23 protein-coding genes are annotated in these 19338 nt (G+C 70.1%); 15 read left to right on the forward strand and 8 right to left on the reverse strand.

Annotated elements, in window-relative coordinates:
* Positions 1 to 124: 124 nt before the first annotated feature.
* Positions 125 to 475, forward strand: a complete 351-nt coding sequence (locus tag E3D03_RS14005) for a DUF488 domain-containing protein (RefSeq protein WP_263567448.1) — start codon at positions 125 to 127, stop codon at positions 473 to 475.
* An 18-nt stretch (positions 476 to 493) separates the two neighbouring features.
* Here the strand turns inward: E3D03_RS14005 and E3D03_RS14010 are convergent, their stop codons facing one another.
* Genes E3D03_RS14010 through rpe form a run of 3 tightly spaced genes read right to left on the reverse strand, consistent with a single transcriptional unit; the run spans position 494 to position 2825 of the window.
* Entirely contained in the window at positions 494 to 910 is a 417-nt protein-coding gene (locus E3D03_RS14010) for a DUF1178 family protein (protein WP_263567449.1), read from the reverse strand.
* 17 nt (positions 911 to 927) lie between these two features.
* On the reverse strand, positions 928 to 2136 hold the full coding sequence (locus E3D03_RS14015) for a 3-deoxy-D-manno-octulosonic acid transferase (RefSeq protein ID WP_263567450.1): 1209 nt from the start codon (positions 2134 to 2136) through the stop codon (positions 928 to 930).
* Positions 2133 to 2825 (reverse strand): ribulose-phosphate 3-epimerase, encoded by a 693-nt coding sequence (gene rpe, locus E3D03_RS14020; RefSeq protein WP_263567451.1) that lies wholly within the window; start codon positions 2823 to 2825, stop codon positions 2133 to 2135. The genes E3D03_RS14015 and rpe overlap by 4 nt, the downstream gene beginning before the upstream one ends.
* A 225-nt stretch (positions 2826 to 3050) precedes the next feature.
* On the opposite strand from rpe, the gene E3D03_RS14025 reads away from it, so the two are divergent.
* From E3D03_RS14025 to E3D03_RS14050, 6 genes are all read left to right on the forward strand, one after another.
* On the forward strand, positions 3051 to 4109 hold the full coding sequence (locus E3D03_RS14025; protein ID WP_263567452.1) for an Hsp33 family molecular chaperone HslO: 1059 nt from the start codon (positions 3051 to 3053) through the stop codon (positions 4107 to 4109).
* Entirely contained in the window at positions 4106 to 4690 is a 585-nt protein-coding gene (locus E3D03_RS14030; protein ID WP_263567453.1) for an NUDIX hydrolase, read from the forward strand. Before E3D03_RS14025 ends, E3D03_RS14030 begins: the two co-directional genes overlap by 4 nt.
* Complete coding sequence (locus E3D03_RS14035; protein WP_263567454.1) at positions 4687 to 5847, forward strand: CCA tRNA nucleotidyltransferase; 1161 nt, start codon at positions 4687 to 4689, stop codon at positions 5845 to 5847. Before E3D03_RS14030 ends, E3D03_RS14035 begins: the two co-directional genes overlap by 4 nt.
* Positions 5847 to 7703 (forward strand): ABC transporter ATP-binding protein, encoded by a 1857-nt coding sequence (locus E3D03_RS14040; RefSeq protein ID WP_263567455.1) that lies wholly within the window; start codon positions 5847 to 5849, stop codon positions 7701 to 7703. The genes E3D03_RS14035 and E3D03_RS14040 overlap by 1 nt, the downstream gene beginning before the upstream one ends.
* Positions 7700 to 8917 (forward strand): class I SAM-dependent RNA methyltransferase, encoded by a 1218-nt coding sequence (locus tag E3D03_RS14045; RefSeq protein ID WP_263567456.1) that lies wholly within the window; start codon positions 7700 to 7702, stop codon positions 8915 to 8917. The genes E3D03_RS14040 and E3D03_RS14045 overlap by 4 nt, the downstream gene beginning before the upstream one ends.
* Before the next feature lie 65 nt (positions 8918 to 8982).
* Complete coding sequence (locus E3D03_RS14050; RefSeq protein ID WP_263567457.1) at positions 8983 to 9513, forward strand: murein L,D-transpeptidase family protein; 531 nt, start codon at positions 8983 to 8985, stop codon at positions 9511 to 9513.
* A 229-nt stretch (positions 9514 to 9742) separates the two neighbouring features.
* On the opposite strand, the gene E3D03_RS14055 is transcribed toward E3D03_RS14050, so the two are convergent.
* Together E3D03_RS14055 and E3D03_RS14060 are read right to left on the reverse strand one after the other, a co-directional pair.
* Entirely contained in the window at positions 9743 to 10135 is a 393-nt protein-coding gene (locus E3D03_RS14055) for a GFA family protein (protein WP_263567458.1), read from the reverse strand.
* Positions 10136 to 10354: 219 nt separating this feature from the next.
* Positions 10355 to 10936: a CAP domain-containing protein gene (locus E3D03_RS14060; protein WP_263567459.1), complete on the reverse strand. Its 582-nt coding sequence runs from the start codon at positions 10934 to 10936 to the stop codon at positions 10355 to 10357.
* Positions 10937 to 11161: 225 nt separating this feature from the next.
* Between E3D03_RS14060 and E3D03_RS14065 the strand changes: the two genes are divergently transcribed.
* Complete coding sequence (locus E3D03_RS14065; RefSeq protein WP_017999224.1) at positions 11162 to 11818, forward strand: L,D-transpeptidase; 657 nt, start codon at positions 11162 to 11164, stop codon at positions 11816 to 11818.
* A 154-nt stretch (positions 11819 to 11972) separates the two neighbouring features.
* Here the strand turns inward: E3D03_RS14065 and hemH are convergent, their stop codons facing one another.
* Both hemH and E3D03_RS14075 read right to left on the reverse strand, forming a co-directional pair.
* Complete coding sequence (gene hemH, locus E3D03_RS14070) at positions 11973 to 13004, reverse strand: ferrochelatase (protein ID WP_263567460.1); 1032 nt, start codon at positions 13002 to 13004, stop codon at positions 11973 to 11975.
* Positions 13001 to 13840 (reverse strand): methyltransferase domain-containing protein, encoded by an 840-nt coding sequence (locus E3D03_RS14075; protein ID WP_263567461.1) that lies wholly within the window; start codon positions 13838 to 13840, stop codon positions 13001 to 13003. The genes hemH and E3D03_RS14075 overlap by 4 nt, the downstream gene beginning before the upstream one ends.
* 31 nt (positions 13841 to 13871) lie before the next feature.
* On the opposite strand from E3D03_RS14075, the gene E3D03_RS14080 reads away from it, so the two are divergent.
* Genes E3D03_RS14080 through E3D03_RS14095 form a run of 4 tightly spaced genes read left to right on the forward strand, consistent with a single transcriptional unit; the run spans position 13872 to position 16273 of the window.
* A complete protein-coding gene (locus tag E3D03_RS14080) occupies positions 13872 to 14609 on the forward strand; it encodes a double zinc ribbon domain-containing protein (protein WP_263567462.1) in 738 nt (245 codons plus the stop codon).
* Between the two features lie 34 nt (positions 14610 to 14643).
* Complete coding sequence (grxC, locus tag E3D03_RS14085; RefSeq protein ID WP_062562271.1) at positions 14644 to 14901, forward strand: glutaredoxin 3; 258 nt, start codon at positions 14644 to 14646, stop codon at positions 14899 to 14901.
* On the forward strand, positions 14898 to 15779 hold the full coding sequence (locus E3D03_RS14090; RefSeq protein ID WP_263567463.1) for a carbon-nitrogen hydrolase family protein: 882 nt from the start codon (positions 14898 to 14900) through the stop codon (positions 15777 to 15779). The genes grxC and E3D03_RS14090 overlap by 4 nt, the downstream gene beginning before the upstream one ends.
* A complete protein-coding gene (locus E3D03_RS14095) occupies positions 15776 to 16273 on the forward strand; it encodes a MarR family winged helix-turn-helix transcriptional regulator (RefSeq protein ID WP_062561484.1) in 498 nt (165 codons plus the stop codon). Before E3D03_RS14090 ends, E3D03_RS14095 begins: the two co-directional genes overlap by 4 nt.
* Before the next feature lie 46 nt (positions 16274 to 16319).
* Here the strand turns inward: E3D03_RS14095 and ubiG are convergent, their stop codons facing one another.
* Positions 16320 to 17072: a bifunctional 2-polyprenyl-6-hydroxyphenol methylase/3-demethylubiquinol 3-O-methyltransferase UbiG gene (ubiG, locus tag E3D03_RS14100; protein WP_263567464.1), complete on the reverse strand. Its 753-nt coding sequence runs from the start codon at positions 17070 to 17072 to the stop codon at positions 16320 to 16322.
* A gap of 51 nt (positions 17073 to 17123) precedes the next feature.
* On the opposite strand from ubiG, the gene pip reads away from it, so the two are divergent.
* The 3 genes from pip (at position 17124) to rimP (ending at position 19337) form a co-directional block, all read left to right on the forward strand.
* The gene (gene pip, locus E3D03_RS14105) at positions 17124 to 18119 is read left to right on the forward strand and encodes a prolyl aminopeptidase (protein WP_411969826.1); all 996 of its coding nucleotides are present in this window, start codon (positions 17124 to 17126) and stop codon (positions 18117 to 18119) included.
* A 13-nt stretch (positions 18120 to 18132) separates the two neighbouring features.
* On the forward strand, positions 18133 to 18585 hold the full coding sequence (gene tspO / locus E3D03_RS14110; RefSeq protein WP_263567466.1) for a tryptophan-rich sensory protein TspO: 453 nt from the start codon (positions 18133 to 18135) through the stop codon (positions 18583 to 18585).
* A gap of 143 nt (positions 18586 to 18728) precedes the next feature.
* Positions 18729 to 19337, forward strand: a complete 609-nt coding sequence (gene rimP, locus E3D03_RS14115) for a ribosome maturation factor RimP (RefSeq protein WP_062561487.1) — start codon at positions 18729 to 18731, stop codon at positions 19335 to 19337.
* Position 19338 lies beyond the last annotated feature (1 nt).

A 19338-nucleotide genomic window follows, 5' to 3' on the forward strand; every position in this document is an offset into this window, starting at 1 on the left:
TAGACCTTCTTCATGCATCCCTCCCGTTGTTGGCGCGGCCAGTCTTGGCCCTATTCCCGAAGCCTGTCAACGCGCCGGGAACCAGAACCGCCGGCTCGGGATTGCCCTGCTGAAAGGACCTGCCATGGCAAGGATTTCGCTGCGCCGCGCCTATGATCCGCCCGCCCCGGACGAGGGGCGCCGCATCCTCGTCGACCGGCTCTGGCCGCGCGGCCTCAGCCACCAGAAGCTGGGCGAGGCGCTGTGGCTGCGCGAGATCGCGCCCTCGGATGCGCTGCGGCACTGGTTCGGCCACGATCCGCAGAAATGGCCCGAGTTCCGCCGGCGCTACGCGGCCGAACTCGACGCCAACCCCGCCCCGGTCGAGGCGCTGCGCCGGATCATCGATGAGGGCCCGGTGGTGCTGCTTTATGCCGCCCATGACCGCGACCACAACAATGCCGTGGCGCTGCGCGACTATCTCGGCACGCCCTGACTCGACTCGCTCCGAGGCTCAGTTCACCCGCTGGCGCGCACGGAAGGGCAGCGGCGCCACCGGAATGCCGTCCTCGATGAGCTTCTTCGCGTCCTCGAGCTTCGCCTCGCCATGGATGGCGCGCTCGGGCGCCTGGCCCTCGTGGATGGCGCGGGCCTCGGCGGCAAAGGACATGCCGACGTAATCGGAATGCGCCTCGACATGGCGGCGCATCGCCTCCAGCGCCGCCTCGCGCGGGTCGCGGGGCGCGCTCAGCGGGGCCGGGTCATCGCCCTTGGCGACGCGCGGCGCCATCACCGCCTTCTCGACCGCCGCCGATCCGCATTGCGTGCAGGCGACCTGGCCCGCCTTCAGCAGGCTGTCGAAGGCGTCGGAGTTGCGGAACCAGCCGTCGAAGTCATGGCCTTGGTCGCAGCGCAGGGCATATCGGATCATCGCTTGTCCTTTCCCTGTCACATATCAGGATGCCGGCGCCCTTGCGCAAGATGCCGGATCCGCGCCAGCAGCGGCGCCGGATCGCCCGCCCGCGCCAGCAGAAGCGCCCGCGCCGCCTCGCCCATGCCGCGTTGCCGGCCCGCGTCGCCGGCAAGGCCCGCCAGCACGCCGGGCAGGGCGGCCGCATCGCAGCCCAGCGCCGCGCCCGTACCGTCCAGCGCCGCATAGGCCTCGGCCTGGTTCGCCACATGCGGGCCATGCAGGATGGCGCAGCGCCAGGCCGCCGGCTCCCAGGGCGTATGGCCGCCGTGATCGACGAAAGAGCCGCCGGTGATGCAGATCCCGGCCGCCGCATACCAGCCCGCCATCTCGCCCAATGTATCGGCCAAGAGCAGCGCCGCCGCCGCCGTTCCGCCCGCGCTGCGCCGGGCAAAACCGAAGCCCCGCGCCGCGATCAGCGCGGCCACGGCATCGCCCCGCGCGGGGTGGCGCGGCGCCAGGATCAGCCGCAGCCCCGGCACGGCTGCGCGCGCGGCGGTCCAGGCGTCCAGCACCAGCGCCTCCTCGCCCTCATGGGTCGAGGCCGCCAGCACCACCAGCCCGCGATCCGCCGCCTCCGGCCCCGGCCGGGTCTGCGCCGGCGCCAAGAGCTTCAGGCTCAGCCGCCCGGCCAGCGCCTCCGGCCGCAGCCCCAGCGCCAGCAGCCGCGCCTCGCTGGCGCCGTCCTGCGCCGAAAGCGCGTCGATCCGGCGCAAGATCGGCCCGATCAGCCCCGGAAGGCGCGCCCAAGCCGCCGCCGAACGCTCGGAGATCCGCGCCCCCACCACGACCTGCGCCACGCCCCGCGCGGCAGCCATGGCGGAGCGGTTCGGCCAAAGCTCGTTCTCGACCGTCACCATGACGCTTGGCCGCACCCGGTCCAGGAAGCGCGCCACCGCCTGCGGCACGTCCAAGGGCGCCAGCGCGCAGGGATAACCCAGCCGCCGCGCCAGGTCGCGCCCGGTCAGGCTGTTTGTCGTCACCACCAGGGGAAACTCGCGCGCCAGCGCCTCGGCCAGCACGCGGGCCGAGGTCAGCTCACCGACGCTTGCCGCATGCAGCCAGATGCCGCCGGGCGCCACCTGCGGGCCGCTGAAACCCAGCCGCTCGCGCCAATCCGCGCCCGACAGCGGCGCGGCCAGCCCCAGCGCGGCGCCCGCCAAGGCCGAGGCGCCGCGCCAGATCAACGCCGGGCAGCCTCGGCCGCCTCGCGGATGGCGCGGATATTGGCGCCATAGGGCGCAGGATCCGCGACCGAGCCGCCCTTGAATACGGCCGAGCCCGCGACCAGCACATCCGCCCCCGCCGCCGCGACCAGCGGCGCGGTGACCGGATCGACGCCGCCATCGACCTGGATATGGATGGGCCGGTCGCCGATCATGGCGCGCAGCCGCGCGATCTTGGCCGTCTGCGAATGGATGAACTTCTGCCCGCCGAAGCCGGGGTTCACCGTCATCACCAGCACCATGTCGCACAGGTCCAAGAGATACTCGACCGCCTCGGCCGGCGTGCCGGGGTTCAGCGCGATCCCGGCCTTCTTGCCGGTGGCCCGGATCGCCTGCAAGGTGCGATGCGGATGCGCCCCGGCCTCGATGTGGGCGGTGATCATGTCGGCGCCGGCCTCGGCATAGGCCTCGATATAGGGATCGACCGGCGCGATCATCAGGTGCACGTCCATGAAGCTGGTCACATGCGGCCGGAACGCCTTCACCGCCGGCGGGCCGAAGGTCAGGTTCGGCACGAAATGCCCGTCCATGACATCGACATGCACCCAGTCGGCGCCTTCCGCCTCGATGGCGCGGATCTCGCGGCCGAAATCGGCGAAATCCGCCGACAGGATGGAGGGCGCGATCTTGATCTTGCGGTCGAATGTCATGGCGGGCTCCTGCACAGGTCCAGCCCCGGTTACCGCCACAACCCGCCAGCCGTCAACACGCGCGAAATGCCGGCTTTCTTTCTTGTCCAAATATCCCGGGGGGGCCGCGCGGCACGCGCGGCGGGGGCAGCGCCCCCCTTGGGCTTTCGCGCGCATGGCCTATATTGAAGGCCAAAGCGCGCCGCCTCCCCGGGCCCCGCGCATCCGCATTCCGAAGGACATAGGATGACCGAAACGAAGGAAATCTCCTGGGACGACAGCGTGCTGCCCTTCCAACTCGAACGCTCCGGCATGCGCGGCCGCGTGGCGCGGCTCGGCGCCACGCTGGAACATATCCTGTCGCGCCACGACTATCCGGTCGCGGTCAGCGCCATGCTGGCCGAGCTGACCACGCTGACCGCGCTGATCGGCCAGACCATCAAGCTGCGCTGGAAACTCTCGCTGCAGGTGCGCGGCAACGGCGCCATCCGCACGCTCGCCACCGACTATTACGCCCCGGAATCCGAAGGCGCCCCCGCCCGCATGCGCGCCTGGGCCAGTTTCGACGCCGAGCGGCTGAACCCCGAGGCCCCGGGCTTCGACCAGCTCGGCCAGGGCTATTTCGCCGTGCTCATCGACCAGGGCGAGGGCACGACGCCCTATCAGGGCCTGACGCCGCTCTCGGGCGGCTCGCTCGCCGCCTGCGCCCAGACCTATTTCGAACAATCCGAGCAGCTGCCGACCCGGTTCGAGCTGACCGTGGGCCGCGCCCGCCTGCCCGGCACCGCGGGCGAGCACTGGCGCGCCGGCGGCGTCATGCTGCAAACCCTGCCCGCCGCCAGCCACGCCGCACCCCAGGGCGAGGCGCTGGAGTCCGCCGACATCCTGCAAGGCGCGCAATCCGAGGACTGGACCCGCTCGACCATGCTGATGGCCACGGTCGAGGCGATCGAGCTGGTCGACGCCACGCTGCCGCTGCCGAACCTGGTCTTCCGGCTGTTCCACGAAGAGGAGCCGACCTCGTTCGCGCCGCAGCGCCTGGTCTTCGGCTGCTCCTGCACGGCCGAGCGGGTGCGCGGCACGCTGTCGATCTATTCGCAAAAGGACATCGGCCACATGACGAACGAGGACGGCATCGTCACCGCCGATTGCCAGTTCTGCGGTGCGCATTACGAATTCGACCCGAAAAGCCTGGGCTTCGAGGCGACGGTCGATGCCGAGGGCCAGCCGCTGCCGCCGAAAAGCCGCGCCCGCGAAAGCCGGGCCCCAGAAAACCGGGCCTCAGAAAACCGGGCGCCGCATTGAGCCTGATTCGCCAGCAGCTGATGCGGGCCCTGTCGGGAACGACGGGGCCTTCGTCCGACTATGACTTCGGCGCCGCGCCGCAGGGCGAGGCGCCGCTGCGGCCGGCCGGCGTGCTCGCCGCCTTCGACGCCGAAACCGGCCGGCTGATCCTGACCAAGCGCGCCTCGGGCCTGCGCCACCACCCCGGCCAGATCGCCCTGCCCGGCGGCAAGGTCGATCCGACCGACGCCGACGAGACCGCCGCCGCCCTGCGCGAGGCGCATGAGGAGGTGGGCCTCGACCCCGCGCAGGTCGAGGTGCTGGGCACCATGCCGCCGCATCGCACCATCACCAACTATGCCATGACCCCGGTGCTGGCGCTGGTGCATGGCCCCTTCACCCCGATCCCCGAGCTGGGCGAGGTCGATGAGGTCTTCACCGTGCCCTTCGCCCATGTCGCGAATCCGGCGCATTACCATGTCGAGGGCCGGATCTGGCGCGGCGCGCGGCGCGACTATTACGTCGCCCCCTGGGGGCCCTATTACATCTGGGGCGCCACCGCCCGCGTGCTGCACTCCCTGGCCCGAAGGCTCGCCCCATGACCCGCATCACCGCGCCCTTCCTCGACGACCCGGCGCTGCACGCCGTCATGGCCGCGCTCTCGGCCGGGGGGGCGCAGGCGCTGGTGGTCGGCGGCGCCGTCAGGAACGCGCTCTTGGGCGAGCCGGTCGCCGACATCGATCTCGCCACCTCGGCCCGGCCCGAGCAGGTGATCCGGCTGGCCGAGGCGGCCGGGCTGCGCGCCGTTCCTACCGGCATCGAACACGGCACCGTCACCATCGTCGCCCAGGGCCGCGGCTATGAGGTCACCACCTTCCGCCGCGACGTCGAAACCTTCGGCCGCCGCGCCGTTGTCGCCTTTTCCGACCGGATCGAGGAAGACGCGCAGCGCCGCGACTTCACCATGAACGCGCTTTATGCCACCGCCGAGGGCGCGGTGCTGGACCCGGTCGGCGGCCTGCCCGACTTGGCCCGGCGCCGGCTGCGCTTCGTCGGCGACGCCGAGACCCGCATCCGCGAGGATTACCTGCGCATCCTGCGCTTCTATCGCTTCCTCGCCCGCTATGGCCGCGAGGCCGACCTGCACGCGCTCGCCGCCTGCGCCGCGCTGCGCGACGGCTTGCGCGAGATTTCCCGCGAACGCATCGGGCACGAGATGCGCAAGCTGCTGGACGCGCCCGACCCGTCGCGGGCGCTGGCGCTGATGGCCGAGGCGGGCGTGCTGCCCCTGGTCCTGCCCGGCGCCGATGCCGGCGACATGGCCGAACTCATCGCGGCCGAGCATGACTTCGGCAGCGGCGCCCTGCCCTGCTGGCCGCGCCGGCTGGCGCTGCTGGCGGCAGACGACCCCGGCGCCGCCCTGCGCCTGTCGCGCGACGAGGCGCGCGAACAGCACCGCATCGCCCAGGCGCTGGCGCTGCCCGCCCCCGAGGCCGCCTATCGCCTCGGCCGCCGCGCCGCCGCGCAATCGGTGCTGATCCGCGCCGCCCGCGGCGAGCCGCCGCCCTTCGGCTGGTGCCACGCCGTCGCGAAGGGCGACCAGGCGCAATTCCCGCTGGCTGCCCGCGACCTGATGCCCGATCTGTCGGGCCCGGCGCTGGGTGCCGCCCTGAAACGGGCCGAGACGGCCTGGATCGACCACGACTTCGCCCTGGGTCGCGACGCGCTGCGCCGCATCGCCCTGGAACAGGACCGCTGATGCACAATCTCTTCGCCCGCCTGATCGACGCCTTCCGCCCGGCCGACGGCCCGCCGCCGCGCACGCTGCTGGCCTTCTTCCGCTGGTGCCTGTCGGGCGCCTGGCCGGGGCTGTTGATCGCCGCCGTGACCTCGGCGCTCAGCGGCATCGCCGACATCATCTCGGCGGTGATGCTGGGCTGGGTGATCGATGCGGTGACCACGACGACGCCCGACAGCCTGCTCTCGGACAAGGGCGCGCTGATCGCGGGCTTCGTGATCTTCTTCCTGGTGGTGCGGCCGGCGATCTTCGGGCTTTCGACGGCCAGCTCGTCCGTCATCATCGGCCCGAATCTGTTTCCGCTGGTGCTGTCGCGGCTGCATCGCTGGACCATGGGCCATTCGGTGACCTTCTTCGACAACGACTTCGCCGGCCGTATCGCGCAGAAGCAGACCCAGACCGCGCGGGCCGTGACCGACGTGGCCTCGGAATTCGTCAACGTGGTGGCCTTCGCGCTGGCCTCGATCCTGGGCTCGGCGGCGTTCCTGGTCTCGGTGGATGGCTGGGGCGCGCTGGCGATGCTGGTCTGGCTCGCGAGCTACGTCGCGCTGATCCGCTTCTTCCTGCCGCGCATCCGCAGCCGCTCGGCCAGCCGCGCCTCGGCCCGCGCGCTGGTCACCGGGCAGGTCGTCGACACCATCACCAACATCAAGACGGTCAAGCTCTTCGCCCATGCCGAGCATGAAGAAAACGTCGCCTTGGGCGCCATGGCCGGCTTCCGCGAGCGCGCGCTGGACTTCGGCCGGGTCTCGACCTGGTTCCGCTTCTCGCTGATGTTCGTCGCCGGCGCCCTGCCGGTGGTGCTGATCGGCGGCACGCTGCTTTTGTGGCGCGACGGGCTGGCGACGGCCGGCGACATCGCCGCCGCCGGCGCCATCTCGATGCGGCTGGCGCAGATGACCGGCTGGGTCAGCATGGCGCTGATGGGCGTCTGGGGGTCCATCGGCGAGGTCGAGGACGGCATGAAGACCCTGTCGCCGCCCCATGCCCTGACCGACAAGCCCGGCGCCGTGGCGCTTGGCCGGGTGGCGGGCCGCATCGACTACGACCACGTCAGCTTCGCCTATGGCCGCAACACGGGCAGCGGCGGCATCCGCGACCTCGACCTGCACATCGCCCCGGGCGAGAAGCTGGGCGTGGTCGGCGCCTCGGGCGCGGGCAAGTCCACCATGGTCTCGCTGCTCTTGCGGCTCTACGACGTCGAAGAGGGCGCCGTCCGCGTCGATGGCCACGACCTGCGCGACGTGACCCAGGAAAGCCTGCGCCGCAACATCGCCATGGTCACGCAGGAAACCGCGATGTTCAACCGCTCGGCCCGCGACAACATCCTCTATGGCCGCCCCGACGCCACCGAGGACGAGATCATCGCCGCCGCCCAGGCCGCCGAGGCCCACGACTTCATCCTGTCGCTGCAGGATCACATGGGCCGCAAGGGCTATGAGGCGCATCTGGGCGAACGCGGGGTGAAACTCTCGGGCGGCCAGCGCCAGCGCATCGCGCTCGCCCGCGCGCTGTTGAAGAACGCCCCGATCCTGGTGCTGGACGAGGCGACCAGCGCACTCGACAGCGAGGTCGAGGCCCAGGTGCAGGAGGCGCTCTCGCGCGCCATGCAGGGCAAGACCGTGCTCGCCATCGCCCACCGCCTCTCGACCATCGCCGAGCTCGACCGCATCGTGGTGCTGGAGGCCGGGCGCATCGTCGAACAGGGCAGCCATGCCGAGCTGCTGGCGCGCGGCGGCACCTATGCCCGCTACTGGAACCGCCAGTCCGGCGGCTTCCTTGGCACCGAAGACGATCCGGCGGAGGCCGCCGAGTGATCTGGGACATCGCGCGGCTGGGCCGCAAGGGCGACGGCGTCGCCATCTCGGGCGAGGCCCGGGCGCTCGCCGCCCTGACCCTGCCCGGCGAAACCGTCGAGGGCGAGGCCCAGGACGGCCGCATCGCCGGCCCGCGCATCCTGACGCCCTCGCCCGACCGGGTGCGGCCGCCCTGCCCGCATTATCGCGCCTGCGGCGGCTGCGCGCTGATGCACGGCTCAGATGATTTCGTGAAGGCCTGGAAGGTCGGCGTGGTGACCGAGGCCCTGCGCGCCCAGGGGCTGACCGCCGCCATCGCCGGCGTGCATGTCTCGCCGCCCCGTTCGCGCCGCCGCGCCGTGCTCTCGGGCCGGCGCACGAAAAAGGGCGCGCTGGTCGGCTTCCACGCCCGCGCCTCGGACGTGATCGTGGACCTGGCCGAATGCCACGTCCTGCGCCCGGCGATCCTTTCGGCCCTGCCGCTCCTGCGCGAGCTGACCGTAACCGGCGCCTCGCGCGCGGGCGAGTTGGCGCTGACCGTGACCGAGACCTCCGCCGGGCTCGACATCGCCGTCACCGGCGGCAAGCCGATGGCGCCGGCGCTGTTCTCGGCCCTCGCCGCGCTGGCCGAGCGCGGCGACCTGGCGCGGCTGACCTGGAACGACCAGCCGATCACCCGCCGCCCGCCGGCCCTGGCCATGGGCCGCGCCCAGGTGGTCCCGCCGCCCGGCGGCTTCCTGCAAGCCACGACCGAGGGCGAGGCCGCGCTGCTCTCGGCCGTGCGCGACATCACCCGCGGCGCCGGCTGCCTGCTCGACCTCTTCGCCGGCTGCGGCACCTTCACCCTGCCGCTGGCTGAGACCGCCGAGGTCCATGCCGTCGAGGGCCTCGCCGCGCCGCTCGCCGCGTTGCAGGACGCCGCCCGCCGCGCCCCCGGCCTGCGTCGAATCACGACCGCGGTGCGCGACCTGTCCCGCCGCCCGCTGCTGCCCGACGAGCTGGGCTATGACGCAATCGTGATCGACCCGCCGCGTGCAGGCGCCGAGGCGCAAGCCCGTGAAATCGCCCGGATCGGCGCGGCAAAACTGGCTTGGGTCAGCTGCGATCCGGTGACTTTCGCAAGGGATGCGCGGATTCTCGCCCAGGGCGGCTGGGTGATCTCCCGGCTTTTCGTCATCGACCAGTTCCGCTGGTCGCCGCATGTCGAGACCGTGGCGGAATACCGCCGACGCTAGCGAAGTTTTAACCTCTGTGGTATTTCATAGCAAAACGAGGCGCATAACGCGCGCAGAGGGCAGTGATGATTCAGGCAATACGCGCCTTGATCGCGGTGGTATCCATCGCGCTTCTGGCAAGCTGCGGCGGCGACAGCAGCCAGCCCGCACCCAGCAAGTTCAAGTCCTATTCCGGCCCGCCCGTCACCCAGGTCGTGGTCAAGAAGGGCGAGCGCAAGCTTTACCTGATCTCGGGCCGGACGGTGCTGAAAAGCTACGACGTAGGCCTGGGCAGCCAACCCGTCGGCGCCAAGGTGTTCGAGGGCGATGGCAGGACCCCCGAGGGCGTCTATTTCATCGACCGCAAGAACCCGGCCAGCCGCTATCACCTGTCGCTGGGCATCTCTTACCCTTCGGCGCAGGACGTGGCGCATGCGGCGATGCTGGGCCTGCGCCCCGGCGGCGACATCATGATCCACGGCCTCGGCCCCGAGGGGCGGGCGCTGGTGAAGCAGCGCCGCGACTGGACCGCCGGCTGCATCGCGGTGACGGATGAAGAGATCGAAGAGATCTTTGCCATGCTGCAACCCGGCGTGCCGATCTTCGTCTATCCCTGACGGTCCCGCGACCGACACGGCCCCGCCCGCGCGGGGCCTTTTTTCATCGGGCGCGCGTCCCCGTGCAGACGGGCCTCCGGCCATTCGATGATCGCGTCAAGGGTGGCAAGCAGCCTTGGGCCGGATCAAGGCGGGCGCAGCCGCGGCGCTGCTGTCCATGCGATTCCGCGGCAAGGCGAAGCCTGCGCTGCGCAGTGTCGCGAACGCACCCTCCTTCGCAATGATTCCATCATCCCTGCGCCGCATGGCCGTCCTCCCGATCCCGCGCATAGCAGCGCCTGACCGGGAACGCCGGCAGCCAGCTTTCGCGGCGGATGGTCCAGGCTTCATACTCCGGCACCAGCAGGGCCGGCGCATCCAGCGCGCCCAGGTGGACCTCGATCTCCTCGCCGCTGCGGGCAAAGACCGACGAGCCGCAGGTCGGGCAGAAGCAGCGCCCGCGCCAGTCGCGCGCCTCGCCCGTGACCGTCACCGCCGCGCGCGGAAAGATCGCGGCGGCATAGAACAGCGCGCCGTGATGCTTGCGGCAATCCAGGCAATGACAGATGGCGACCCGGTCCGGCCGGCCCCGCGCCACCACCCGCAAGGCGCCGCACAGGCAGCCGCCGTTGAATTCCTCCATGTCGCGCCCCTCCCCCGGCCATCCTGGCACGACCCGCAGCCGGCTGCACGCGCGCTGCACGGCCGGTGTACGCGCGGTGTACGGCTGTCACACCCGGTTTCCCGGCGAAATCAAGGGCATGCGGCCCGCGTTTGACGGGCGGCGCACGCCCCTGTTGCGGACATGAAAAAGGCGCGCGGCCGGTCCCCGGCACCGCGCGCCCGAATCACGTCACGGCAGTCAGAGCGTGCTGACGCCCACCGGCGCCGGCGCATAGCCGCCCGCCATCGGCATCGCCATGCCGCCGCCCGCGCCGCCGGTGATCAGCACCCACCAGATCTTGCCCGAGGGCTCCTGGTACCAGCCGATGCCGAACTCGCCGGCCTTCGGATCCATGATGACGTCGCGGGTGTCGCGGCTCTGCATCCAGGCGTTCAGGGTGGTGATTTCGTTCTCGTAGGTCTCCGAGATGTTCTCGCCGACCAGGTGCCCCGAATAGCCCTGGCGCCGCACCCGGTCCAGCGGCGACGAACCGTCCGAGCCGAAATGCCAGGCCCGGTTCTGCGCCGCCATGTCGCGGGCATGCACCTTGGCCGCGGCGTCCAGCATCGGGTTCTGCACCACCCCGGCGGCGCCGGAATTGGCGCGCAGCGCGTTGATCTGCCCGACCAGCCGGGCCGGGATCTGCGCCTCTTCCTTCGGGGTGATCTTGTAGGCCACCGGCAGCGGCTGCCCGTCGGGGCCCAGCTGCTGCTGCGGCGCCCGCTGGCAAGCGGTCAGCGCCAGCACCGAAACCAGCGCCAAGGTCGTGAATTTCAGCATGATGTCCTGTCCCAGATATTTTGCGCCAGCCATACAAAAGCCCGGGCCCCGCTTCAAACCCAAGATTGCGTGAGCGCCACAGTCTGCGACTCTGTTGCGACAATGACGCTTGTTTGAATTGCAAGCCACCCGCCCCGGGCGTAAGCCCCGCCTTGTAACGACTTCTCGCAAAACTCGGGCAGAGAAGGCCGCGTCAAGCGGCCCGTCATATATCAGGAGCGACAGATGATGACGCCGAAGAATCCGATCTCGCGTCGGACATTCCTTTCCACCTCGGTGGCGCTGGGGGCTGCGGGCCTTGCCGCCCCGGCCATCGCCCAGCAGATCGACCCCTATACCGGCCAGGTGCTGCAGGGCAGCGGCGGCGGCGCCACGCCCGACGCCGGCATGGTGCAATACGACGCCAACCAGGATTCGCGCCGCAATATCTCCAGCTTCCGCATGCAGGACTGGCAGCCCTATTTCAGCACGCTGACCAATGGCGCCATCCTCGTGGACCTGCCCTCGCGCTGCCTGCATTTCTGGTCCGAGGACCAGTCGGTCTACAAGCTGTTCCCGACCTCGGTCCCGGTCAGCCCCGACCTGACCCGGACCGGCCGGACCGAGATCATCAAGAAGGTCGAAGGTCCCAGCTGGGCGCCGACGCCCGAGATGCGCAAGCGCAACCCGGAATGGCCGGAATTCGTCAAGCCGGGCGACCCGCTGAACCCGATGGGCACCCATGCGCTGTGGCTGTCCTGGCAATATTACCGCATCCACGGCACCCACGACACGCGCAAGATCGGCCGCAAGTCCTCGAACGGCTGCATCGGCCTCTACAACGAACACATCAAGCAGCTCTACGACCTGACCAAGGTCGGCACGCAGGTGATGCTGATCTGACGAAAGGCCCCGCGCGGGGCCTTTTTCACAGCTTCTTTCTTGTGAAAATATCCCGGGGGCTTTCGAGCGCCCGGAAAAAGGTCCAGCGGACCTTTTTCAGCGAGAAAGGGGCCGGCAGGCCCCCGGGGGCAGCGCCCCCGGCAGCAGCGGTCCCTCAGACCCAGCCGCCCAGGTTCTCGGCGATCACCGCCGCCAGCACGTCGATATGCGCCGGCTCGGCGTTCAGGCAGGGGATATAGGTGAATTCCTTGCCGCCGGCATGCTCGAAGGCCTCGCGGATCTCGCCCTGGATCTCTTCCAGCGTCTCGATGCAATCGGCGGAAAACGCCGGCGAGATCACCGCGATCTCGGTGATGCCCTGCTTGGCCAGTTCCGCCACATGCTCGACGGTATAGGGCCGCAGCCATTCCTCGGTGCCAAAGACCGACTGGAAGCTGGTGTCGATTACGCCCTCGGGCCAGCCCAGCCGCTCGCGCAACAGCCGCGAGGTCTTCTGGCACTGGCAATGATAGGGGTCGCCCTCCATCAGATAGCGCTTCGGCATGCCGTGATAGCTGGCGACCAGCTTTCGCGGCACCTTGCCGCCCAGGGCCCGCTCGACCGAGCCGGCCAGCGCGTCGATATAGTCGGCGCGGTCGAAATAGGCCGGCACGGTGCGCGATGCCGGCTGCCATTTCTGCGCCATCAGCGCGCGGAAGAACTGGTCGTTCGCCGTCGCCGTCGTCGCCCCGGCATATTGCGGGTAAAGCGGAAAGAACAGGATGCGGTCGCAGCCGGCCTTGACCATGCGCTCGACCACGTCGGGGGTCGAGGGGTTGCCGTAGCGCATGCAGAAATCCACCATGACCCGGTCGCCCCATAGCGCCGAGGCCCGTTCGCGCAGCGCCGCCACCTGCGCCTTGGTGATGGTCATCAGCGGCGATTCATTGGCTTCGTTGTTCCAGATCAGCCGGTAGTTCGCGCCCGAGGTAAAGGGCCGCTTGCTCAGGATGATGGTCTGCAGCAGCGGCTGCCATTTCCAGGCCGGATAGTCGATGACGCGCTTGTCGGACAGGAACTCGCTCAGATAGCGCCGCATCGACCAGTAGTCGGTGGCGTCCGGCGTGCCCAGGTTGGCGACCAGCACGCCGATCTTGCGGGCCGGGATCGAGGGGTGGCTGGCGGGGGCGTGCTCGGGCAGGGTCATCGGGGCTTTCTCATGCTGGCAAGGGCCTCGGCCAGGGGAACCTTGGCCGAGCCCGGGCGGAGCGGTTGCTGCTGGCTGGCATCGGGCGCCCAGCCGGTCAGGAAGACCAGGTCGAACGTCGCCCGGATGCGCGTCGCGTCCTGCGGGTCGGGATGCGTTTCGGCATAGATCTGCGCCGCGCGCAACAGGACATCGCGTCGCGTCGGGCGGCGCAGCCGGCCGGCCAGCGCATTGCCCTCGCCCATGGCGCGCAGGTCGCGGGCCAGGTGGAACAGGCTGCGGTAGCTGACGGTCTGGGTGATCTGGTCGGCCACCGGCAGCGCCAGGCCGGCGCGCGGCAAGAGCCCGCCCAGATCGCGGATCTCGGCCATGGGCAGGACGCGGGGCGAGAGGCCGCCCGCGACTTCGGCCTCGGCCCGGGTCAGGGCGTCCCGCAACTCGTGCAGGCTGCGCCCGCCCGGACAGACGGCGACAAACAGCCCGTCGGGACGCAGCGCGCGGGCGGATTGCGCGATCTGGCCGACCGGATCCTCGGCCCAATGCAGCGCCATGGCGTGGATCACCAGGTCATGCGCGCCGGCCGCCAGGTCCAGCACCGGCGTGTCGGCGACGATGCGGGCCTCGGGCAGGACGGCGCGCCAGAAATCGGCATGGCCGGTCACCACGGCGGGGGCGGTAAACCTTCTGTTAACCTCGGAGAGCCTATCCTGGATCTCGTCGGCGGTGATTCGATGCAGGAAATCCACCAGGCCCAGCGCTTCGGCCCGGGTCCGGTTTCGGTCGAGCGCGGCGCGATCGGTCAGGCTGGGAACGGGATGGGGACTGTCGGACATCATGGGGGCGCAACATAGGGGGCTTCGCGGCCTGATGAAAGGCGCATTGCGGCTGGTCTATCCGCCGCAATGCCTGTGCTGCGGCGCCCCGGTCGGGCAAGAGGGCGGGCTTTGCCCCGCGTGCTGGCGCGAGGCCGAATTCATCCAGGCCAGCTGCTGCTCGCGCTGCGGCGTGCCGCTGCCCGGCGACGGGCTCAGCGATGAGGTGGACGCGGCGGCGGGGCTTCTGGTCTGCGACGACTGCCTTGCGGTGCAGCGGCCCTGGCTGCGCGGCCGGGCGGCGCTGGTCTATCGCGGCACCGGGCGCAAGCTGGCGCTGATGCTGAAGCACGGCGACCGGCTGGACCTAGCGCCGGCCTTGGGCGACTGGGTGGCGCGCGCCGCCCTGCCGCTGGTCCGGCCCGAGATGCTGGTGGTGCCGGTGCCGCTGCATCTGCGCCGGCTCCTGAAGCGAAAATACAACCAGGCCGAGATGCTGTCGCGCGCCGTGGCCCGCGCGCACGCCCTGCCGCACGAACCGCGACTGCTGCGCCGCATCCGGCATACGCCGATGCAGGACCATGGCTCGGCCGGCGACCGTTTCGCCAATCTCGACGGCGCCCTGGCTGTGCCGGCGCGGATGGCGCCGCGGGTGCAGGGCCGCGCGGTGCTGCTGGTCGATGACGTGATGGCCTCGGGCGCGACGCTGGCGGCGGCGGCCGAGGCCTTGCGCGCGGCCGGATCGGGGCCGGTCTCGGTCGTGGTGCTGGCGCGCGCGGTCAAGGATACCTAGATAGAGGGTCCAGACATGAACACGGGACCCCATGATGGCCAAGGTCGAGATCTATACCACCCCCACCTGCCCCTATTGCATGACCGCCAAGGCGCTGCTGCGCAAGAAGGGCGTCAGCTATGAGGAAACCGACGTCAGCCGCGACCCGGACCTGCGTGCGGCGATGACCCGGCGCGCCGGCGGGCGCCGCACCGTGCCGCAGATCTTCATCGACGGCCAGCATGTCGGCGGCAGCGACGACCTGCATGCGCTGGAGCACCAGGGCAAGCTGGACGGCATGCTGGCCGCATGACGGACCCGGTGGGCGCCGCCTTTTCCGGTTCCGGCCCGCTGAACGCCGGGCTGGTGCAGCTGTGCGTTTCGGACGATCCGGCGCGCAATCTGCCAGTCACGCGCGACCTGATCCGCGCCGCGGCAGCCAGCGGCGCGCAATGGGTGCTGACGCCCGAGGCCACCAACCTGCTGGGCGCCAGCCGCGAAATGCAGGACCGCATCCTGCATGTCGAGGCCGAGGATCCGACGCTCGCCACGCTGCGCGACGAGGCGCGGGGCCTGGGCATCTGGCTGCTGATCGGCTCGCTGTCGCTGAAGACCGGCGTTCCGGGCGAGGACCGCTTTGCCAACCGTAGCTTTCTGATCGCCCCCGACGGCGGCATCCGGGCGCGCTATGACAAGCTGCACATGTTCGACGTGACGGTCTCGGACCGCGAATCCTATCGCGAATCGGCGGCCTTCCGTCCCGGCGACCGCGCCGTGCTGGCGCAAGGGCCGCTGCCGGTCGGCATGACGGTCTGCTACGACCTGCGCTTTCCCTATCTCTATCGCGCGCTGGCCAAGGCCGGGGCGCACGTTCTGACCGTGCCCGCCGCCTTCAACGACACCACCGGCGCCGCGCATTGGGAGGTGCTGTTGCGCGCCCGCGCCATCGAGACCGGCTGCTTCGTGCTGGCCCCGGCGCAATGCGGCACCCACAGGGCGCATTTCGACCCGGAGCGCCGCCCGCGGCGCAGCCACGGCCATTCGCTGGCCGTCGGTCCCTGGGGCGAGGTGCTGGCCGATGGCGGCACGGAACCCGGCGTCACCATCGTCACGCTTGACCCGGGGGCGGTCCCTGGGGCACGGTCCCGCATCCCGTCGCTGACGCATGACCAAGACTTCACCGGCCCATGATCGACAAGACCCACGACAGCCCGCACGGCGCCGAGGCCTCGGCCGATTCGCTGGCGGCAAGCCTGTTTTCCGAGGTGTTCATCGCCGACCAGCTGGCGCGTGACCTGATCGGCAAATCGCTGCCCAAGGGCATGCAGATCTCGCATTTCTCGGTGCTGAACCTGCTGGCGCATCTGAATGTCGAGCGCACGCCGGCCGAACTGGCCGAGGCGTTCCACGTCACCCGCGGCGCCATGACCAACACGCTGTCGCGGCTGGAATGGGCCGGGCATATCCATATCCGCCCGGATTGGGACGATGCGCGGCGCAAGTTCGTGGCGATCAGCCCGGCGGGGCGGGCGGCGCGGGACGCGGCGCTGGCCGCCTTCATGCCGCGAATCGCCGATGTGGTGCGCGATGTGGGCGCCGACCGGGTGCGGGCCGCGCTTCCCGTGCTGCGCATGCTGCGCAAGCAGCTGGAAGAGACGCAACGTCAGGTCACCCGCCCCCGCTGAACGCGCCGGTTGCGCGGTCGCGGGGGTATTTGCACAACAAAGAAGATCAGGCGCCGCGCAGCGCGGTCATCGCGTAATTGACCGAGAGGTCGCGATGTGACAGCGACCAGCTCCAGCCCAGCGGGTTGAAGACCATGCCGCAGCGGTCGACGACGCTCAGGCCGGTGGCCTCGGTCATCTGCGCCAGTTCGTCCGGGGTGATGAAGCGGCGCCAGTCATGCGTGCCCTTGGGCAGCCAGCGCATCACCCATTCCGCGCCGACGATGGCCGCCGCAAAGCTGCGGGCGGTGCGGTTCAACGTGGACTGGATCAGCATGCCGCCGGGCTTCACCAGATTGCGGCAGGTGGCGATGAATTCGGACGGCTCGGCGACATGTTCGACGATCTCCAGCGCCATGACCACGTCATAGGCCCGCCCCTCGGCCGCCAGCGCCTCGGCCGTGGTGGCGCGGTAGTCGATGGGCAGATCCTGTTCCTGCGCGTGCAGGCTGGCGATGGCGATGTTGCCTTCCGCCGCGTCGGCGCCGGTCACGGTGGCGCCCAGCCGCGCCATCGGCTCGGCCATCAGCCCGCCGCCGCAGCCGATGTCGAGCAGCGTCAGCCCCCGGAACGGCAGCGGCGCCGCCAGGTCGCGGCCGAATTGCGCCGCGATCTGGCGGGTGACATAGTCCAGCCGGGTCGGGTTGAGCATGTGCAGCGGCTTGAACTTGCCCTGCGGATCCCACCATTCCCGCGCCATGGCCTGGAACTTGGCCACTTCGGCGGGGTCGATGCTGCTGGGGGCTGCTCTTTCGGTCATCTGGCCGTCCTTCATGTGGCGGGCGCGCGCGAGGCGTTATATAGTGGGGGCATGGACAGATTGGCAGGGCAAATCGGCGGCATGCCGTCGCATGGCAGGTTGCACCCGATGGTCGAGCCCTTCGACCGCCGCATGGTCGAGGTCGGCGACGGCCACCGCCTGCATGTCGAGCAGAGCGGCAATCCGCAGGGCGTGCCGGTCATCGTCCTGCATGGCGGCCCGGGCGGCGGTTGCAGCCCGTTCATGCGCCGCTTCTTCGATCCGGCGCATTACCGGGCGGTGCTGTTCGACCAGCGCGGCTGCGGCCGGTCCGAGCCGCATGCCTCGGTCGAGGCCAATACCACCCAGCATCTGATCGCCGACATCGAACGGATCCGGCGCGAACTGGGCATCGGCCGCGCCATCCTGTTCGGCGGCAGCTGGGGCGCGACCCTGGCGCTGGCCTATGCCCAGGCCCATCCCGAAGCGGTGCTGGCGCTGGCGCTGCGCGGCGTCTTCCTGGGCCGGAGGAGCGAGCTCGACTGGTTCTATGGCGGCGGCGTCGCGCGCTTCTTTCCCGACCGCTGGGCGGAATTCCAGGCCCCGATCCCCGAGGCCGAGCGCGGCGACATGATCGCCGGCTATCACAAGCGGCTGTTCAGCGGCGACCGCGGCCAGGAAGGCCGCTATGCCCTGCCCTGGCTGGTCTGGGAAAACGCCCTGGCCGGGCTGGAGATCAGCGGCCCCGGCCATGCGCCGCCGGACTATGCCCGCGCCTTTGCCCGGCTGGAAAACCATTATTTCGTCAACGGCTGCTTCCTGGACGAGGGCCAGCTGCTGCGCGACCGCGACCGCATCGCGCATATCCCGGCGGTGATCGTGCAGGGCCGCTATGACATGGTCTGCCCGCCGGCCAGCGCCTGGGAACTGGCCCAGGGCTGGGACCGGGCCGAGTTGCGTCTGGTGCCCGCCTCGGGCCATGCGCTGAGCGAGCCGCGAATCGCCGCGGAACTGGTGCGGGTCATGGATGGTTGGCGGGATGCGGCCCGCGAGCGTGGCCGCGCCTGAATCCGAGGCCGCCATGAATTTCGTGTTCTTCCTACTCGCCTGCACCGCCGCCGGGGCGACGGGAATCTTTTTCCAGCCCGGCAGCTGGTATGCGGGATTGCAAAAGCCCGGCTTCACCCCGCCCGGCTGGGTGTTTCCCGTCGCCTGGACCACGCTCTACGTGCTGATGGCCTGGGCTGCGGCGCGGCTCTCGGGCCTGCCCGTCGCCGGGACGGTGCTGGCGCTGTGGGCCTTGCAGATCGCCTTGAATACATTGTGGACTCCGGTCTTCTTCGGCGCGCATCGGCTGGGCGCGGCCATGCTGATCCTGGCGGCGCTGTGGCTGGTGGTGGCCGTGCTGATGGTCATGGCCTGGCGGCTGGACCGGCTGGCCGGGGCGCTTCTGCTGCCCTATCTGGCCTGGCTGACGCTGGCCGGAACGCTGAATTTCAGCATCTGGCTGAACAACCCGGGCAGGACCGGATAAAGGCGCGGCGGCTTTTCCTTGCAAATCGCCGCGACCGGGCCTATATGCAGCTCAACAGCGGCGCAGGTGTCCACAACCTGCCCACCGGTAAGACGCACGGGCCGCCCAATCGGCCCGTTTTTTCGTATCTGGGGTATCACCTAATGTCCGACCTCATCGCCAAGACCGCCATCGACCGGCGCCTGGCCGAGATCATCGCTCCGGTGATCGAGGATCTGGGCTTCGAGCTGGTCCGCATCCGCCTGCAAGGCGGCAAGACCGCCACCCTGCAGATCATGGCCGACCGCCCCGAGGGCGGCATCAATGTCGACGACTGCGCCGATATCTCGACCGCCGTCAGCGCCATCCTCGACGTCGAGGACCCGATCGAGGACAATTACCACCTCGAGGTCAGCAGCCCCGGCATCGACCGGCCGCTGACCCGGCTGAAGGATTTCGCGACCTTCGAGGGCTATGAGGCGCGGCTGGAGACCAACCAGCCCATCGACGGCCGCAAGCGCTTCAAGGGCGTGCTGGCCGGGGTCGAGGGCGACGAGGTGCTGCTGAACATCGAGGAAGCCGGCGAGGAACAGACCATCGGGCTGAACTTCGACTGGCTCTCGGATGCCAAGCTGGTGCTGACCGACGAATTGATTGCCGAGATGCTGCGGCAGAAAAAGGACGCGGGCGTGCAGATCGACAATCTGGACGAAACCGCTTTTGACGAGATTGAAACGGAAGCCGGCGAAGACAACGCCGCCGCGAAGGAGTGAG

This window comes from Paracoccus sp. DMF (genome assembly GCF_004407025.1).
Lineage (GTDB): Bacteria > Pseudomonadota > Alphaproteobacteria > Rhodobacterales > Rhodobacteraceae > Paracoccus > Paracoccus aminovorans_B.

Coding starts and splice junctions, on each gene's coding strand:
- E3D03_RS14005 (WP_263567448.1), top strand. CDS start 125: ATGGCAAGGATTTCGCTGCGCCGCGCCTATGATCCGCCCGCCCCGGAC.
- E3D03_RS14010 (WP_263567449.1), bottom strand. CDS start 910: ATGATCCGATATGCCCTGCGCTGCGACCAAGGCCATGACTTCGACGGC.
- rpe (WP_263567451.1), bottom strand. CDS start 2,825: ATGACATTCGACCGCAAGATCAAGATCGCGCCCTCCATCCTGTCGGCG.
- E3D03_RS14025 (WP_263567452.1), top strand. CDS start 3,051: ATGACCGAAACGAAGGAAATCTCCTGGGACGACAGCGTGCTGCCCTTC.
- E3D03_RS14035 (WP_263567454.1), top strand. CDS start 4,687: ATGACCCGCATCACCGCGCCCTTCCTCGACGACCCGGCGCTGCACGCC.
- E3D03_RS14040 (WP_263567455.1), top strand. CDS start 5,847: ATGCACAATCTCTTCGCCCGCCTGATCGACGCCTTCCGCCCGGCCGAC.
- E3D03_RS14050 (WP_263567457.1), top strand. CDS start 8,983: ATGATTCAGGCAATACGCGCCTTGATCGCGGTGGTATCCATCGCGCTT.
- E3D03_RS14055 (WP_263567458.1), bottom strand. CDS start 10,135: ATGGAGGAATTCAACGGCGGCTGCCTGTGCGGCGCCTTGCGGGTGGTG.
- E3D03_RS14060 (WP_263567459.1), bottom strand. CDS start 10,936: ATGCTGAAATTCACGACCTTGGCGCTGGTTTCGGTGCTGGCGCTGACC.
- E3D03_RS14065 (WP_017999224.1), top strand. CDS start 11,162: ATGATGACGCCGAAGAATCCGATCTCGCGTCGGACATTCCTTTCCACC.
- hemH (WP_263567460.1), bottom strand. CDS start 13,004: ATGACCCTGCCCGAGCACGCCCCCGCCAGCCACCCCTCGATCCCGGCC.
- E3D03_RS14075 (WP_263567461.1), bottom strand. CDS start 13,840: ATGATGTCCGACAGTCCCCATCCCGTTCCCAGCCTGACCGATCGCGCC.
- E3D03_RS14080 (WP_263567462.1), top strand. CDS start 13,872: ATGAAAGGCGCATTGCGGCTGGTCTATCCGCCGCAATGCCTGTGCTGC.
- grxC (WP_062562271.1), top strand. CDS start 14,644: ATGGCCAAGGTCGAGATCTATACCACCCCCACCTGCCCCTATTGCATG.
- E3D03_RS14090 (WP_263567463.1), top strand. CDS start 14,898: ATGACGGACCCGGTGGGCGCCGCCTTTTCCGGTTCCGGCCCGCTGAAC.
- E3D03_RS14095 (WP_062561484.1), top strand. CDS start 15,776: ATGATCGACAAGACCCACGACAGCCCGCACGGCGCCGAGGCCTCGGCC.
- ubiG (WP_263567464.1), bottom strand. CDS start 17,072: ATGACCGAAAGAGCAGCCCCCAGCAGCATCGACCCCGCCGAAGTGGCC.
- pip (WP_411969826.1), top strand. CDS start 17,124: ATGGACAGATTGGCAGGGCAAATCGGCGGCATGCCGTCGCATGGCAGG.
- tspO (WP_263567466.1), top strand. CDS start 18,133: ATGAATTTCGTGTTCTTCCTACTCGCCTGCACCGCCGCCGGGGCGACG.
- rimP (WP_062561487.1), top strand. CDS start 18,729: ATGTCCGACCTCATCGCCAAGACCGCCATCGACCGGCGCCTGGCCGAG.